The sequence below is a fragment of the Pectobacterium artocarpous genome, assembly GCF_046159765.1.
Classification (GTDB): Bacteria; Pseudomonadota; Gammaproteobacteria; order Enterobacterales; family Enterobacteriaceae; genus Pectobacterium.
Genome location: NZ_JBJXVK010000016.1, coordinates 63,297 through 77,741 on the forward strand (window position 1 = coordinate 63,297; position 14,445 = coordinate 77,741).

Here is a 14,445-nt window from a genome sequence, read left to right on the forward strand (position 1 = left end):
GAGTGACGAGTATGGACAAAGAATGGTTTGCAACAAGTGAGCTGGTTGGAGTCGGTGGGTTACCTAAGTCACCGCAAGGACTAAACAAACGAGCGCGAGACGACGGTTGGGAAAAGCGCAGGCGGAAAGGGGTTCAAGGGCGTGGTGTTGAATATTCTATTCGCAGTTTGCCGAACGAGGTCAGGAATTCTCTGCTGGTAAAAGAGAATCCGCCAACAGAATATTATCGCATCGATAATGAGTCGACCCTGCTGTCATCGTGGGTGCATATTTTCCATCAACTTTCCGTTGATGAACGAACCCGCCTGATCAATTTCATTTTGCGTGAAGGGACGATAGCAGTGTTGTCTCGGCTGGATGATGTACCCATCGACCAGACTGCTTAGTCTGCGAACGAGTAGCGCTGCTTTGCAGCGCTACTTAGATTTCGTTAACTCAGTTATGGTTAACGATCTCATCAGAGCAATATCTCACACCACGATTAGAAATCACGCTGTACAGCTAAGTGGGCAAGGCCTTCGAGCGCTATGCGGTACGGTGTTTCTGGTAGCTGCTGTAATGCGCTGATTGCTTTATCTGCCTCTTCTTCAGCACGTTGGCGCGTATAATCAAGTGAGCCACATTGCTGCATGGTGGCAAGCACCAGTTCCAGCAGATGGCGCCCGTTTCCTTCTTCAATCGCTTTGCGAATTAGCGAGCTCTGTTCTGAATTACCATTACGCATAGCGTGCAGTAGCGGCAGTGTTGGTTTGCCCTCATTGAGGTCGTCGCCCGTGTTTTTGCCCAAGGTCTTGCCGTCTGCGCTGTAATCAAGCAGGTCGTCAATTAACTGGAACGCGGTGCCCAGGTAGCGGCCATAGTCCTGGAGCGCTTTTTCTTGCTCTGGCGTCGCGCCTGCGAGGATGGATGAGGATTGTGCAGCGGCTTCGAATAAACGTGCCGTTTTGCTGTAAATGACGCGCATGTAACTTTCTTCGGTAATATCCGGGTCGTTGCAGTTCATTAACTGCAAGACTTCGCCTTCCGCAATCACGTTTACCGCTTCGGACATCAGCGCCAGAACGCGTAACGATTCGAGGCTGGTCATCATTTGGAAGGCGCGGGTATAGATGAAATCTCCAACGAGTACGCTTGCCGCGTTGCCAAAGGCAGTATTAGCCGTCGCTTTACCCCGGCGCATGTCAGATTCGTCTACCACGTCATCATGTAGCAGCGTTGCGGTATGGATAAATTCGATCAGTGCGGCAACAGTGACATGTTTATCACCGTTATAATTGAGGGCTCTGGCGGCTAGAACAGCAATCATTGGGCGTATACGTTTTCCACCGCCGCTGATGATGTAATGTCCAAGTTGGTTGATCAAAACGACGTCGGAATTCAGTTGTTCAAGAATGACGTTATTAACAGCTGCCATATCCTGCGCGGTTAATGTTGTAATTTGTTTTAGATTCATGGTTTGTGCCAACGTATGTCTTCAACACTGCCGTAAGATTGCTGTTGCATATCGGCAAGATGGAACTTATTGCGCCGATTGTACTTGAAAAATGAGAGAGATAAACGGCAGTTCATACGTTGTATTCTTTTTCTTCACATCCGTTGATTATACACTTGTCATCCGCAGTATTTTTGCGTAGAATTCGCGCCCTATTATGAATGTTTATAGCGCACTCTGAAAACCTATGGTGGGTGCGCGGAAAGCGGAGTTTTATATGTACGCAGTTTTCCAAAGTGGTGGTAAACAACACCGAGTAAGCGAAGGTCAAACCGTTCGCTTGGAAAAGCTGGACATCGCAACTGGTGAAGCCGTTGAGTTTGACCAAGTTCTGATGGTTGCTAATGGTGAAGAAATCAAAATCGGCGTTCCTTTCGTCGATGGCGGTAAAATCAAAGCTGAAGTTGTTGCTCATGGTCGTGGCGAAAAAGTGAAGATCGTTAAGTTCCGTCGCCGTAAACACTACCGTAAGCAAGCAGGCCACCGTCAGTGGTTCACTGACGTGAAAATTACCGGCATCAGCGCTTAAGATTAGGAGAGCGGATTAAATGGCACACAAGAAAGCTGGCGGTTCAACCCGTAACGGTCGTGACTCTAACGCACAACGTCTGGGCGTAAAACGTTTTGGCGGCGAAAGTGTACTGGCTGGTAACATCATCGTTCGTCAACGTGGTACCAAATTCCACGCAGGAACTAACGTTGGTTGCGGAAAAGACCACACTCTGTTTGCTTTGACTGATGGTAAAGTTCAGTTTGAAGTTAAAGGCCCAAAAAACCGTAAATATATCAGCATCGTTGCTGAATAATTTTTCGCGTTAGGTCTTACGGATTCAAGCCCCGCAATTCTTTGCGGGGCTTTTTACATTCTGATTCTGACTAAACCATCTGGGTAAGTATGAATACTAAACAGCAGACGGGGATCGGTCTTTGTCTGGCGCTGACTACGGCAGTTTGCTGGGGGGCGTTACCGATAGCCATGAAACAGGTTCTGGTGGTAATGGAACCTTATACGATTGTTTGGTATCGCTTTTTTATCGCTTCGATTGGACTCGGCATTATTCTGTCATACCGTAAGAATTTACCGCCGATGCGGGTTTTCCTGCATCGGCGTTGGTGGATTCTGCTACTGATTGCAACCGCTGGGTTATTAGGCAATTTTGTTTTCTTTAGCTCGTCTCTGCAATATCTGAGTCCGACTGCGTCTCAGGTTATTGGGCAGCTTTCTCCTGTTGGTATGATGTTCGCCAGTGTACTTATCCTAAAGGAAAAGATGCGTGGCACACAGGTCATTGGCGCGATCATGCTGATCTGTGGCCTGATCTTGTTCTTTAATACTAGCCTGATTGAGATTTTTACCCGGCTGACGGACTACACGCTGGGCGTGCTGCTTGGCATCTGTGCCTCGTCGGTATGGGTATCCTATGGTGTAGCGCAGAAGGTGTTGCTGCGGCGTCTGACATCACAGCAAATTTTGTTTCTGCTGTATGTGCTGTGTGTCGTCTTCATTACGCCTTTTACCAAGCTTGAAGTTATCTTCCAACTGAGCAACTGGCAGCTTATTTGCCTGCTATTCTGCGGTGCGAATACATTAATTGGATATGGCGCGCTTGCGGAGGCCATGGCGCGCTGGCAGGCATCGCAGGTTAGTGCCGTCATTACATTGACTCCACTGTTTACGCTGTTCTTTTCCGATCTACTGGCGTTGGGGTGGGCGGCTTTCTTTGCTGCGCCCGTGCTGAACTGGGTTGGTTACCTGGGCGCTTTTGTCGTGGTTGCCGGTGCGATGTTTTCTGCTATTGGACATCGTTTCTTCCCAGGTAAGAAAGAACCTGTGCCGCCATTGATGGTGCAGAAGTAGCCTGAAAGAACGCGTATTGCAGCAGGTCACGGTCGCCTTTTGACATTCGGTATGCGTTGTTTATTTTTAATACAGATGAAATTATTGGAGCAGGCAGGTACAATCCGCTCCTTTGCTGGAATGCGTTCTGGTGCGTCAGTTTTTTTAATGGTGAGTAGAAATACGCTACATGCCGTAAAATCAAAAAAGTTACGCCAAGAAGAACCAATAACAAGCCTAAAACACGTAGATATTCTCTATTGGTTTTTTGCGGAGAGAATCAATGAAGTTTGTAGATGAAGCCACAATTCTCGTTGTGGCAGGCGATGGCGGTAACGGTTGTGTTAGCTTTCGTCGTGAAAAATATATTCCTAACGGCGGCCCGGACGGTGGTGACGGTGGTGACGGTGGTGACGTTTATCTGCTGGCTGACGAAAACTTGAACACGCTGATCGATTACCGTTTTGAAAAATCTTTCCGCGCTGAGCGTGGACAAAACGGGCAAAGCCGTGACTGTACGGGGAAGCGCGGCAAAGATATTACGATTAAAGTCCCTGTCGGTACTCGTGTTCTCGATCAGGGAACTGGCGAAGTGCTGGGGGATATGACGCGCCATCAGCAGAGCCTGATGGTAGCGAAAGGCGGTTGGCATGGTTTAGGTAACACGCGTTTTAAATCATCCGTCAACCGTGCTCCTCGCCAGAAGACCAGCGGCACGAAAGGTGAAGAACGTGAGCTGACGCTGGAACTGCTGTTGCTGGCTGACGTGGGAATGCTGGGTCTGCCCAACGCGGGTAAATCGACCTTCATCCGTGCGGTATCAGCGGCGAAGCCAAAAGTCGCCGATTATCCGTTTACTACACTGGTGCCGAGTCTTGGCGTAGTCCGTATGGATAGCGAACAGAGCTTTGTTGTAGCGGATATCCCTGGTTTGATTGAAGGGGCATCTGAAGGCGCTGGGTTAGGGATTCGTTTCCTGAAGCACCTTGAACGCTGCCGTGTTCTGTTGCATTTGGTTGATCTTGCTCCCATTGATGAGTCCGATCCGGTTGAAAATGCCCAAATCATTATCAACGAGTTAGAGCAGTATGGCGCAGGTTTGGCAGAAAAACCGCGTTGGCTGGTTTTCAACAAAGTTGATTTGATCGACAAGGCTGATGCGGAAAAACGTGCCAAAGAGATTGCGACTGCGCTTGGCTGGGAAGGTAAATATTACCTGATTTCTGCGGCGAACCGTGAAGGCGTCACGCCACTTTGCTGGGACGTAATGAGCTTCCTGAAAGCCAATCCGAAAGTGACGGCGATTGCCGAAAGCGCGCCGGAAAAAGTTGAGTTCATGTGGGACGATTATCATCGCCAACAGTTGGCTGAAATAGAAAAAGAAGCCGAAGAAGAGTGGGATGATGACTGGGACGATGAAGATGATGAAGGCGTCGAGATTATCTATCAAAAGTGATTTGTTCTTCTGCTAGTTAATGCTTGCTTATTGCGGCCTTACTCCATCAGGGTAAGGCCGCATTCTTATTTTAATTGCTCTGATAAATGTCTTTGTAGAGGCGACTTTCGAATCGCACCAGGGGGACACGGCGTGCGCGTTGGTCTTCAGGTGGTACGGCATAGCCGGACAGGAACTGGACGAATGCCATACGCTGACCGCTCGCGGTGGTAATGAAGCCCGCCAGATTGTATACGCCCTGTAGTGCCCCTGTTTTCGCCGAAACCTTGCCATCAACGCCTGCCTCATGCAGACCGCCACGATAACGCAGCGTGCCGTCATAACCGGAAAGCGGGAGCATCGTAATGTAATTCAACTCGTTATCGTGCTGTGCGATGTACTGCAATACCTGCATCATCGTTTCTGGCGAGATCAGGTTGTGTCGTGACAGGCCTGAACCATCGACAACAATGCTGTTTCCTAAATCTACGCCTGCTTTCTGACGCAGTATCTGGCGCACGGCATCCGCGCCAGCACGCCATGTACCTGGCACGCTAAAACGCTCATGTCCAATGGTACGAAAAACCGTATCGGCAATCATGTTGTCCGATTTTTTCAGCATGATAGTGAGCAGGTCGTGCAGTGGCGCTGATTGTGTCTGAGCCAGCACGCCCCCCGCTGCTCCTGGCTGTGTCTGACGGCGAAGGCTGCCCTTGATGCGAATATCTGCCTGCTGTAGCTCATCTTTAACGATAGCGCCGGCATAACTGGCTCCATCCTGAATCGCGAACGCCAGCGGAAGCGGCTCTGTGCGCTGAGCCAAGCAGCCCGTAAGCGTAAAGCGATTCAGTTCCCCGGGGACGACGTCCAGTTCGCAGTATTGGGCATCGGCGGAACCTTTCGCCAGCGTGCGGACCTCGCTGAACATTTGCACCGGATAATAGGAAGCGACGCGGATAAACGCATTATCACCCGCTTTAGGCGCACTGTAGAGGGAGACGGAGAAACAGTTACGATCGACAATCGCAGCACCTGGCGGGGCGCTGAAGCACTGTGTCATGTCGTTCCAGGGCCAGCCCGGCGCTTTATCGTGGCTGGCGAACACGGAGGTGTCGATCAGCACATCCCCTGCGATTTCCTGTATCCCGCGCTTTCTTAATTCCTGCACCATATTCCGTATTTGCTGGCGCTTAAGCGTAGGATCGCCGCTAAACCGTACGATGAGGTTACCGTTGAGAATACCGCTAGTGATAGGCCCGTGGCTTTCCATCGTGGTGATGAATCGATAATCTGGACCCAATTGCAGTAATGCAGCTAATGCGGTTATCACCTTTTGTGTACTGGCGGGAAGCGCCATTTGCTGGCTATTGAAGGCCATACTGGGTGTTGTTGCGCCAACTTTTTGTACCAACAGCGCCAGATTGGCACCGTCTGGTAAATATTGGCGATAATCCTCAACAGAAGCTGCATTGGCATGCAGAACAAAAGCGCAGGTAAGTCCGGTAACAATCGATGAAAAACGCATAATCTCAGCTAAGAACGGGGTAACATGTGGTCATACTACGGCGCAACAAGGTCTAAAGTAAACGATGACCCTCATTGAACTCTGGGGTAAAATACGTATCAAAATGCAAAACTGCTGCCAGCCTGGAAATTTTGTTCCGGGGGTGGTTACTTTTGCTTTATGTCCAGTGAGGACTGTCACGTTGCAGAGACTCCGTCGCCTTTGATTTTTAGCGCGTCAGGATGACGATTATTTGAGTCTTACGGACTTTTTTAGAGGTATAGACAATATGAAACAATTTCCGATGACCTTGCGTGGTGCTGAAAAATTGCGCGAAGAGCTTGACCACCTGAAATCTGTGCGTCGACCTGAAATTATTGCGGCCATTGCTGAAGCGCGTGAGCACGGCGACCTGAAAGAAAATGCAGAATACCACGCCGCACGTGAGCAGCAGGGCTTTTGCGAAGGACGCATTCAAGACATTGAAGCTAAGCTGTCTAACGCACAGGTTATTGATGTCACGAAGATGACGGCCAACGGGCGTGTTATTTTTGGCGCAACGGTGACGGTACTGAACCTCGATAACGAGGAAGAACAAACCTACCGGATCGTTGGTGATGACGAGGCGGATTTTAAGCAGAATCTTATCTCTGTAAATTCCCCGATTGCGCGTGGTCTGATCGGCAAAGAGGAAGATGACGTTGTGGTCATCCGTACGCCGGGCGGCGACGTGGAATATGAGATTCTGAAGGTCGAATATCTATAAATTTTGCTGGGTTGTCGATTAAAACAGCAAAAATTGTAAAGAAAAGAAAAAGGCCGCTTGCGGCCTTTTCTCTAACCGAGAGGCATGGCACCTTTCCGTTAAAACTGAGTATCCTGAAATAAAAAGTGTTATCGTGGTAATACAATTTTACGTTCTTTCGCAGGACGGTAGAGCACCAGCGTGTGGCCGATGACCTGAACGTTAGCAGCACCCGTTTCACGAACAATTGCCTCGATAATCAGGGCTTTGGTTTCGCGATCTTCTGTCGCCACTTTTATCTTGATCAGTTCGTGATGCGCTAATGCTTGTTCGATCTCAGCCAAAACACCTTCGGTGAGACCGTTATTGCCCAGCATGACAACCGGTTTTAGCGGATGTGCCAAGCCTTTCAGGTGTTGTTTTTGTTTATTACTTAGGTTCATTGTCTTTTTTTACTTAGGTTGGGATTGAAAACGGGTCATTCTACCGCCATCTCATGATTATAACCAATTTGACTGTTCTGATTGGTAATATGTGAGAAGTTTCTCCCCACCACGAGCGTGTTACTGAGAATAGTTGGAAAATCGATGGCGAATAAAAAGCGTTCTGCAAGCTCCAGTCGCTGGTTGCAGGAACACTTTAGCGATAAATATGTGCAGCAGGCCCAGAAAAAAGGGCTGCGCTCACGTGCTTGGTTTAAACTTGACGAAATACAACAGAGCGACAAACTGTTTAAACCCGGTATGACGGTTGTGGATTTAGGCGCTGCGCCTGGCGGTTGGTCACAGTATGTGGTCACGCAAATTGGTGGAAATGGTCGAATTATCGCGTGCGATATTTTACCGATGGATCCGATTGTCGGCGTCGATTTCCTGCAAGGGGACTTTCGTGATGAATTGGTCCTCAAAGCCTTGCTCGAAAGGGTTGGCGATAGCAAAGTTCAGGTGGTGATGTCTGACATGGCCCCTAACATGAGTGGTACACCAGCCGTTGATATTCCGAAGTCGATGTATCTGGTTGAATTAGCACTTGGTATGTGTCGGGATGTATTAGCGCCAGGCGGAAGTTTCCTGGTGAAAGTGTTTCAGGGAGAAGGTTTTGATGAATACCTGCGGGAAATTCGCTCCCTGTTTACGAAAGTGAAAATTCGTAAACCAGACGCCTCACGTGCCCGGTCTCGTGAAGTGTATATTGTAGCGACAGGGCGGAAACTGTAGTACCCTAACGCTGTTTTTTAACACAGTTGTAATATGAGGTTAATCCCTTGAGTGACATGGCGAAAAACCTAATTCTCTGGTTAGTCATCGCAGTGGTGCTGATGTCTGTTTTCCAGAGCTTTGGGCCCAGCGAGTCGAATGGCCGTAGGGTGGATTATTCAACCTTCTTGACTGAAGTGAATCAGGATCAGGTCCGTGAAGCACGTATTAACGGGCGTGAGATCAGTGTTATCAAAAAAGACAGCAACAGATACACGACTTACATTCCTGTCAATGACCCCAAGCTACTGGATAACCTGCTAACGAAGAATGTGAAAGTCGTTGGTGAGCCACCGGAAGAGCCAAGCCTGTTGGCTTCTATCTTTATTTCCTGGTTCCCGATGCTACTACTGATTGGCGTCTGGATCTTCTTCATGCGTCAAATGCAAGGCGGCGGCGGTAAAGGTGCCATGTCCTTCGGCAAGAGCAAAGCGCGTATGCTGACTGAAGATCAGATCAAGACGACGTTTGCTGATGTAGCTGGTTGCGACGAAGCGAAGGAAGAGGTTAGCGAACTGGTCGAATACCTGCGCGAACCTAGCCGTTTCCAGAAGCTGGGCGGTAAGATTCCGAAAGGTATTCTGATGGTCGGCCCACCGGGAACTGGTAAAACGCTGCTGGCGAAAGCGATTGCCGGTGAAGCAAAAGTCCCTTTCTTTACGATTTCCGGTTCTGACTTCGTTGAAATGTTTGTCGGTGTCGGTGCTTCTCGTGTCCGCGACATGTTCGAACAGGCGAAGAAAGCCGCACCTTGTATCATTTTTATTGATGAAATCGACGCTGTTGGCCGCCAACGTGGCGCAGGTTTAGGCGGCGGTCACGATGAACGTGAACAAACACTGAACCAAATGCTGGTTGAGATGGACGGTTTTGAAGGCAACGAAGGCATTATTGTTATCGCGGCAACGAACCGTCCCGATGTGCTTGACCCTGCTTTGCTGCGTCCCGGTCGTTTTGACCGCCAGGTTGTGGTTGGCTTGCCGGATGTTCGCGGTCGTGAACAGATTTTGAAAGTGCATATGCGTCGCGTGCCGTTGTCGCCAGATATCGATGCGTCGGTGATCGCGCGTGGTACACCTGGTTTCTCTGGTGCGGACTTGGCTAACCTGGTTAACGAAGCCGCATTGTTCTCTGCTCGTGGCAACAAACGCGTTGTTTCGATGGTTGAGTTCGAGAAAGCGAAAGACAAAATCATGATGGGCGCAGAGCGCCGCTCCATGGTTATGACTGAGAAGCAGAAAGAATCGACTGCGTATCATGAAGCGGGGCACGCAATCATCGGCCGTCTGGTGCCAGAACATGATCCGGTCCATAAAGTGACGATTATTCCGCGTGGTCGTGCACTGGGCGTGACGTTCTTCCTGCCTGAAGGTGATGCGATCAGCGCTAGCCGTCAGAAGCTGGAAAGTCAGATCTCTACGCTGTACGGTGGTCGACTGGCTGAAGAAATTATTTACGGTGTAGAACATGTTTCGACGGGGGCGTCTAACGACATCAAAGTTGCAACATCGATTGCTCGTAACATGGTGACGCAGTGGGGCTTCTCTGAAAAACTAGGTCCATTGCTTTATGCGGAAGAAGAGGGTGAGGTATTCCTCGGTCGTTCTGTCGCAAAAGCTAAGCATATGTCAGATGAAACGGCGCGTATCATCGATCAGGAAGTGAAATCGCTGATTGAACGTAACTACGTGCGTGCTCGTGAACTGCTGATGGCTAATATGGATATCCTTCACTCAATGAAAGATGCGTTGATGAAGTATGAAACCATTGATGCGCCGCAGATTGACGATCTGATGGGGCGTAAGAAAGAGGTTCGTCCGCCAGCGGGTTGGGAAGCGTCTCGTTCTGACAACGATTCCGGCAATGGCGGTGGGACGCCTAAAGCCCCTACGCCAGTGGATGAGCCGCAAACGCCTAATCCCGGTAATACCATGTCTGAGCAAGCGGACGGCAAATAATTCGTCTGTGATTGATATCGGTAACTTACGAAACCCCAGCTCAGGCTGGGGTTTTTTACTGGTAAATATTCGAATCACCGTTCATGCTAACAACACCAGAATGCGGAGGTAAATCATGCAACTGGTTGCCAGAGATTCAACGCTGGATCTTTCCTGCCCACGTATCATGGGTATCCTTAACGTTACGCCGGACTCTTTTTCCGATGGCGGAAAACACAATAATCTCGATGCTGCATTACTGCATGTTCAGGAGATGGTTAACGCTGGTGCGGCCCTGATCGATATTGGCGGCGAATCCACGCGTCCTGGGGCGGATGAGGTGAGCACGGAGGAAGAACTGGAACGTGTAGTGCCTGTCGTTGAAGCCATCGCTAAGCGGTTTGATGTCTGGATCTCGGTTGATACTTCAAAGCCGGAAGTCATGACGGCATCAGCGCAGGCAGGTGCACATCTGATTAATGATATTCGCGCTTTGCAAGAGCCTGGTGCTCTGGAAGCGGCGGCGGCAACGGGGTTGCCGGTGTGCCTGATGCACATGCAAGGGGGGCCGAGAACCATGCAGCACAAACCGCATTATGATGATCTGATGCAGGACATTGGCGATTTCTTGCAGCAGCAGATTGATCGCTGTGTGAACGCCAATATTCCGAAAAGCCAGCTATTGCTGGATCCTGGATTCGGATTCGGTAAGAATCTTGCACATAATTATGCGCTTCTGGCTCGTCTGAGCGAATTACATCGTTTTGAACTGCCTCTTCTGGTGGGGATGTCGAGGAAATCCATGATTGGGCAACTCCTCAATGTGCCACCTGCGCAGCGTGTTCATGGTAGTGTCGCCTGTGCAGTAATCGCCGCGATGCAGGGAGCACAGATTATTCGCGTGCACGATGTTAAAGAAACGGCTGATGCCATGCGCATTGTTGAGGCCACCCTTTCTGCGAAGGAATAAAGACGAGATGAGTAACCGCAAATATTTTGGTACCGATGGTGTACGTGGCAAGGTTGGCGATACGCCGATTACCCCTGATTTTGTGCTTAAACTGGGTTGGGCCGCAGGGAAAGTGCTTGCGCGACACGGTTCACGTAAGATTATCATCGGCAAAGATACCCGTATTTCTGGCTATATGTTGGAGTCTGCGCTGGAAGCCGGGCTGGCCGCTGCGGGTTTGTCGGCTTCTTTTACCGGCCCAATGCCGACGCCTGCGGTTGCTTATCTGACCCGTACGTTTCGTGCGGAAGCGGGCATCGTTATTTCTGCTTCTCATAACCCGTATTACGACAACGGTATTAAATTCTTCTCAATTGACGGCACCAAGCTGCCGGATGAAGTAGAAGAAGCCATAGAAGCTGAGCTGGAAAAACCGCTGACGTGTGTTGAGTCTGCTGAATTAGGCAAAGCCAGCCGTATTGTTGACGCCGCTGGGCGCTACATCGAATTTTGTAAGGGGACGTTCCCGAGCGAATTGAGCCTTAATAGCTTAAAGATCGTCGTCGATTGCGCCAATGGTGCTACCTATCATATCGCCCCCAGCGTATTGCGCGAGCTTGGCGCTAAAGTCATTGCGATTGGCTGTGAACCGGATGGTATGAACATTAATGAAGAGTGCGGGGCGACGGACGTCAGACAGCTACAGGCTCGCGTACTGGCTGAAAAAGCGGACGTTGGGCTGGCCTTCGACGGCGATGGCGATCGACTCATCATGGTGGACCATTTAGGCAACAAAGTGGATGGCGACCAGATTTTGTATATCATCGCCCGTGAAGGCTTACGCCAAGGACAACTGCGCGGTGGCGCGGTGGGCACGCTGATGAGTAACATGGGACTTGAGGTGGCGTTAAAGCAACTGGGCATCCCGTTTGCTCGCGCCAAGGTGGGTGATCGCTATGTATTAGAAATGATGCAAACAAAAGGGTGGCGCATTGGTGCGGAAAACTCCGGCCATGTGATCCTGCTGGACAAAACTACAACGGGCGACGGTGTGATTGCCGGTTTGCAAGTACTTACCGCGATAGTGAGAAACCATATGAGCCTGCATGATTTATGCAGCGGTATGAAGCTGTTTCCACAGATTCTGGTCAACGTACGGTTTACGGGGGAAAACGATCCGCTTGAAGATAAAAATGTGCGGCAGATTACGCAGGATGTGGAAAAAGAATTGGCAGGACGCGGGCGGGTGCTGCTGCGTAAGTCCGGTACTGAGCCGCTTATCCGTGTCATGGTTGAGGGTGAACACGAAGAGACGGTGATCGCACTGGCAAACCGTATTGCCGATGCAGTGAAAGCGGTTGGCTGAGGTTTTTTTAATTCATTAATCAGGCTGGTAAGACTTTCGATAAGCATCTCGTGTCGAAAGCCGCTGTTTTTTTCTGCAATCAACCCGCGGTGACCAAATTACCCTTGCGTACGTTACATCCTTTAGTTAGTATTCAGACCCGCTTGATCAGGGATGTTCGAGACATCTGACTTGCGGAATGACACGCGGTTTACCGCCAAAATATAGCATTCTCCATAAAATATGGGGAAACGGTTAACAGGTACGACTATGTACGAAGCTCTATTAGTGATTTTCCTGTTAGTATCGATCGGGCTGGTTGCCTTGATCATGCTTCAACAGGGTAAAGGTGCTGATATGGGAGCCTCGTTCGGAGCAGGTGCTTCTGCCACTTTGTTCGGTTCGAGCGGCTCTGGTAATTTCATGACCCGTATGACGGCGATATTGGCGACCTTGTTCTTCATTATCAGCCTCGTTCTGGGCAACCTGAGCTCGTTGCAGAAGAAAGGCGGTGCCTGGGATAACCTGAGCCAGCCTGAAAAAGTCGAGCAGACGACAACTCCTGCTACGACTTCTACGCCTGCGAGTGACATTCCGAAGTAAGCGTTTTAAAGTAGTAACTGTGATGCCGTGGTGGTGGAATTGGTAGACACGCTACCTTGAGGTGGTAGTGCCCGATTGGGCTTACGGGTTCAAGTCCCGTCCTCGGTACCAACATAAAAAAATAGACGTCAATGGACGTCTATTTTTTTGTCTTAAACACACTGCTAAGTGGCTTTCCTTTCTCTTCCTCTTCAAGCTTTCATTATGCCAACTTGATTCAATCCACAGCAGCCGATTTGTGAATATATATTTGTATTTGGGCGCTATGATGTCCTCTATACTCAACCTTTACCGTAATCGCATGTAGGCATTGATAATGGTTCTGGGGACTTGTGCGTCAGAAACGTGGTGAAGTGAGAACGCTGGTCGTGGTAGGAATAAAGCCAGATGGGCATTAAGAAAGTGATACAGGCTGATGAAGAGGCATTACTGACATCGCAATGTGTTAATCAACGGGTAGCATATTAATCCTTTGCAGACCGGTGCTTCTTGACAAAATGGGGCATGGCGCGTATAAAAATCGCCTTCGAACCAATCCTATGGATGACTTGCATTTATGCGGTTGTCAGCGTAGTATTTGCCACGTTTTCGGACGCGGGGTGGAGCAGCTTGGTAGCTCGTCGGGCTCATAACCCGAAGGTCGTCGGTTCAAATCCGGCCCCCGCAACCACTTAACTTCCAGTAAAGTGTTTTTTCAAATACGTTCTTCACTCAATTTTTATCTCTTTTTGCAGTGATTTTTGAAAAAATCCTTCACCGAAAGTTATACCGTGTTGGTTGCGGTATTAGGGTCCAGTTGCATAAAGCCCCGATTTTTCGGGGTTTTTTGTTATATGGCAACAAACAACTGGGCTATTAGGCCCTTTTTTTATGTCTTGGGGGTGGGCTTGTCCACATTAGAGCAAAAATTAACAGAGATGATTTCAGCACCCGTTGCCGCATTAGGCTACGAATTAGTTGGGATTGAGTTCATCCGCAGTCGCCAATCGACACTGCGTATCTATATTGATAGTGAAGATGGCATCACTGTTGATGATTGTGCTGATGTCAGCCACCAGATCAGTGCGGTATTGGATGTAGAAGATCCAATCACTGTCGCCTATAACCTGGAAGTTTCGTCTCCAGGGCTTGAGCGTCCCTTGTTCACGGCAGAACACTATCTGCGTTTCATCGGTGAAGAGGTGACAGTGGTACTGCGTATGGCAGTCCAGAACCGCCGTAAATGGTTGGGTGTAATCAAAGCTGTTGACGGCGAAATGATCACCATAACAGTGGAAGGCAACGATGAAGTATTCGCGCTGAGCAACATCCAGAAAGCGAATCTTGTACCCCACTTTTAAAG

General features: G+C 49.5%; 15 protein-coding genes and 2 tRNA genes. 14 read left to right on the forward strand and 3 right to left on the reverse strand.

Annotated elements, in window-relative coordinates; all coding sequences use genetic code 11:
- Positions 1-11: 11 nt before the first annotated feature.
- Positions 12-386, forward strand: a complete 375-nt coding sequence (locus tag ACKQAD_RS11925; protein WP_409160356.1) for a DNA-binding protein — start codon at positions 12-14, stop codon at positions 384-386.
- Positions 387-481: 95 nt separating this feature from the next.
- On the opposite strand, the gene ispB is transcribed toward ACKQAD_RS11925, so the two are convergent.
- Entirely contained in the window at positions 482-1,453 is a 972-nt protein-coding gene (gene ispB, locus ACKQAD_RS11930) for an octaprenyl diphosphate synthase (RefSeq protein WP_409160357.1), read from the reverse strand.
- A 256-nt stretch (positions 1,454-1,709) separates the two neighbouring features.
- Here ispB and rplU point away from each other — a divergent pair, with 256 nt between their 5' ends.
- The 4 genes from rplU (at position 1,710) to cgtA (ending at position 4,785) form a co-directional block, all read left to right on the forward strand.
- Complete coding sequence (rplU, locus tag ACKQAD_RS11935) at positions 1,710-2,021, forward strand: 50S ribosomal protein L21 (protein ID WP_010283026.1); 312 nt, start codon at positions 1,710-1,712, stop codon at positions 2,019-2,021.
- A gap of 19 nt (positions 2,022-2,040) precedes the next feature.
- Positions 2,041-2,298, forward strand: a complete 258-nt coding sequence (gene rpmA / locus ACKQAD_RS11940; RefSeq protein ID WP_012773263.1) for a 50S ribosomal protein L27 — start codon at positions 2,041-2,043, stop codon at positions 2,296-2,298.
- Between the two features lie 89 nt (positions 2,299-2,387).
- Positions 2,388-3,350 (forward strand): DMT family transporter, encoded by a 963-nt coding sequence (locus ACKQAD_RS11945; protein ID WP_409160358.1) that lies wholly within the window; start codon positions 2,388-2,390, stop codon positions 3,348-3,350.
- Positions 3,351-3,612: 262 nt separating this feature from the next.
- The gene (gene cgtA / locus ACKQAD_RS11950) at positions 3,613-4,785 is read left to right on the forward strand and encodes an Obg family GTPase CgtA (protein WP_409160359.1); all 1,173 of its coding nucleotides are present in this window, start codon (positions 3,613-3,615) and stop codon (positions 4,783-4,785) included.
- 70 nt (positions 4,786-4,855) lie between these two features.
- Here the strand turns inward: cgtA and dacB are convergent, their stop codons facing one another.
- Entirely contained in the window at positions 4,856-6,289 is a 1,434-nt protein-coding gene (gene dacB, locus ACKQAD_RS11955) for a serine-type D-Ala-D-Ala carboxypeptidase (RefSeq protein WP_409160360.1), read from the reverse strand.
- A 268-nt stretch (positions 6,290-6,557) separates the two neighbouring features.
- On the opposite strand from dacB, the gene greA reads away from it, so the two are divergent.
- On the forward strand, positions 6,558-7,034 hold the full coding sequence (greA, locus tag ACKQAD_RS11960) for a transcription elongation factor GreA (protein ID WP_409160361.1): 477 nt from the start codon (positions 6,558-6,560) through the stop codon (positions 7,032-7,034).
- Positions 7,035-7,162: 128 nt separating this feature from the next.
- Here the strand turns inward: greA and yhbY are convergent, their stop codons facing one another.
- Positions 7,163-7,456, reverse strand: a complete 294-nt coding sequence (gene yhbY, locus ACKQAD_RS11965; RefSeq protein WP_400275406.1) for a ribosome assembly RNA-binding protein YhbY — start codon at positions 7,454-7,456, stop codon at positions 7,163-7,165.
- Between the two features lie 144 nt (positions 7,457-7,600).
- Here yhbY and rlmE point away from each other — a divergent pair, with 144 nt between their 5' ends.
- From rlmE to rimP, 8 genes are all read left to right on the forward strand, one after another.
- Positions 7,601-8,230, forward strand: coding sequence for a 23S rRNA (uridine(2552)-2'-O)-methyltransferase RlmE (rlmE, locus tag ACKQAD_RS11970; protein ID WP_012773268.1), 630 nt, complete (start codon positions 7,601-7,603; stop codon positions 8,228-8,230).
- Between the two features lie 56 nt (positions 8,231-8,286).
- A complete protein-coding gene (ftsH, locus tag ACKQAD_RS11975; protein ID WP_409160362.1) occupies positions 8,287-10,227 on the forward strand; it encodes an ATP-dependent zinc metalloprotease FtsH in 1,941 nt (646 codons plus the stop codon).
- A gap of 115 nt (positions 10,228-10,342) precedes the next feature.
- Positions 10,343-11,176 carry a dihydropteroate synthase gene (gene folP, locus ACKQAD_RS11980; protein WP_409160363.1) on the forward strand — a complete coding sequence of 278 codons (834 nt, stop codon included), beginning with the start codon at positions 10,343-10,345 and terminating at the stop codon, positions 11,174-11,176.
- A 7-nt stretch (positions 11,177-11,183) separates the two neighbouring features.
- Positions 11,184-12,521, forward strand: coding sequence for a phosphoglucosamine mutase (gene glmM, locus ACKQAD_RS11985; protein ID WP_409160364.1), 1,338 nt, complete (start codon positions 11,184-11,186; stop codon positions 12,519-12,521).
- A gap of 249 nt (positions 12,522-12,770) precedes the next feature.
- Positions 12,771-13,103, forward strand: coding sequence for a preprotein translocase subunit SecG (secG, locus tag ACKQAD_RS11990; protein ID WP_409160365.1), 333 nt, complete (start codon positions 12,771-12,773; stop codon positions 13,101-13,103).
- A gap of 24 nt (positions 13,104-13,127) precedes the next feature.
- Positions 13,128-13,214 (forward strand) — tRNA-Leu (locus ACKQAD_RS11995).
- Positions 13,215-13,696: 482 nt separating this feature from the next.
- A tRNA-Met gene (locus ACKQAD_RS12000) sits at positions 13,697-13,773 on the forward strand.
- A 217-nt stretch (positions 13,774-13,990) separates the two neighbouring features.
- Positions 13,991-14,443 carry a ribosome maturation factor RimP gene (rimP, locus tag ACKQAD_RS12005; protein ID WP_409160397.1) on the forward strand — a complete coding sequence of 151 codons (453 nt, stop codon included), beginning with the start codon at positions 13,991-13,993 and terminating at the stop codon, positions 14,441-14,443.
- Positions 14,444-14,445: the final 2 nt, after the last annotated feature.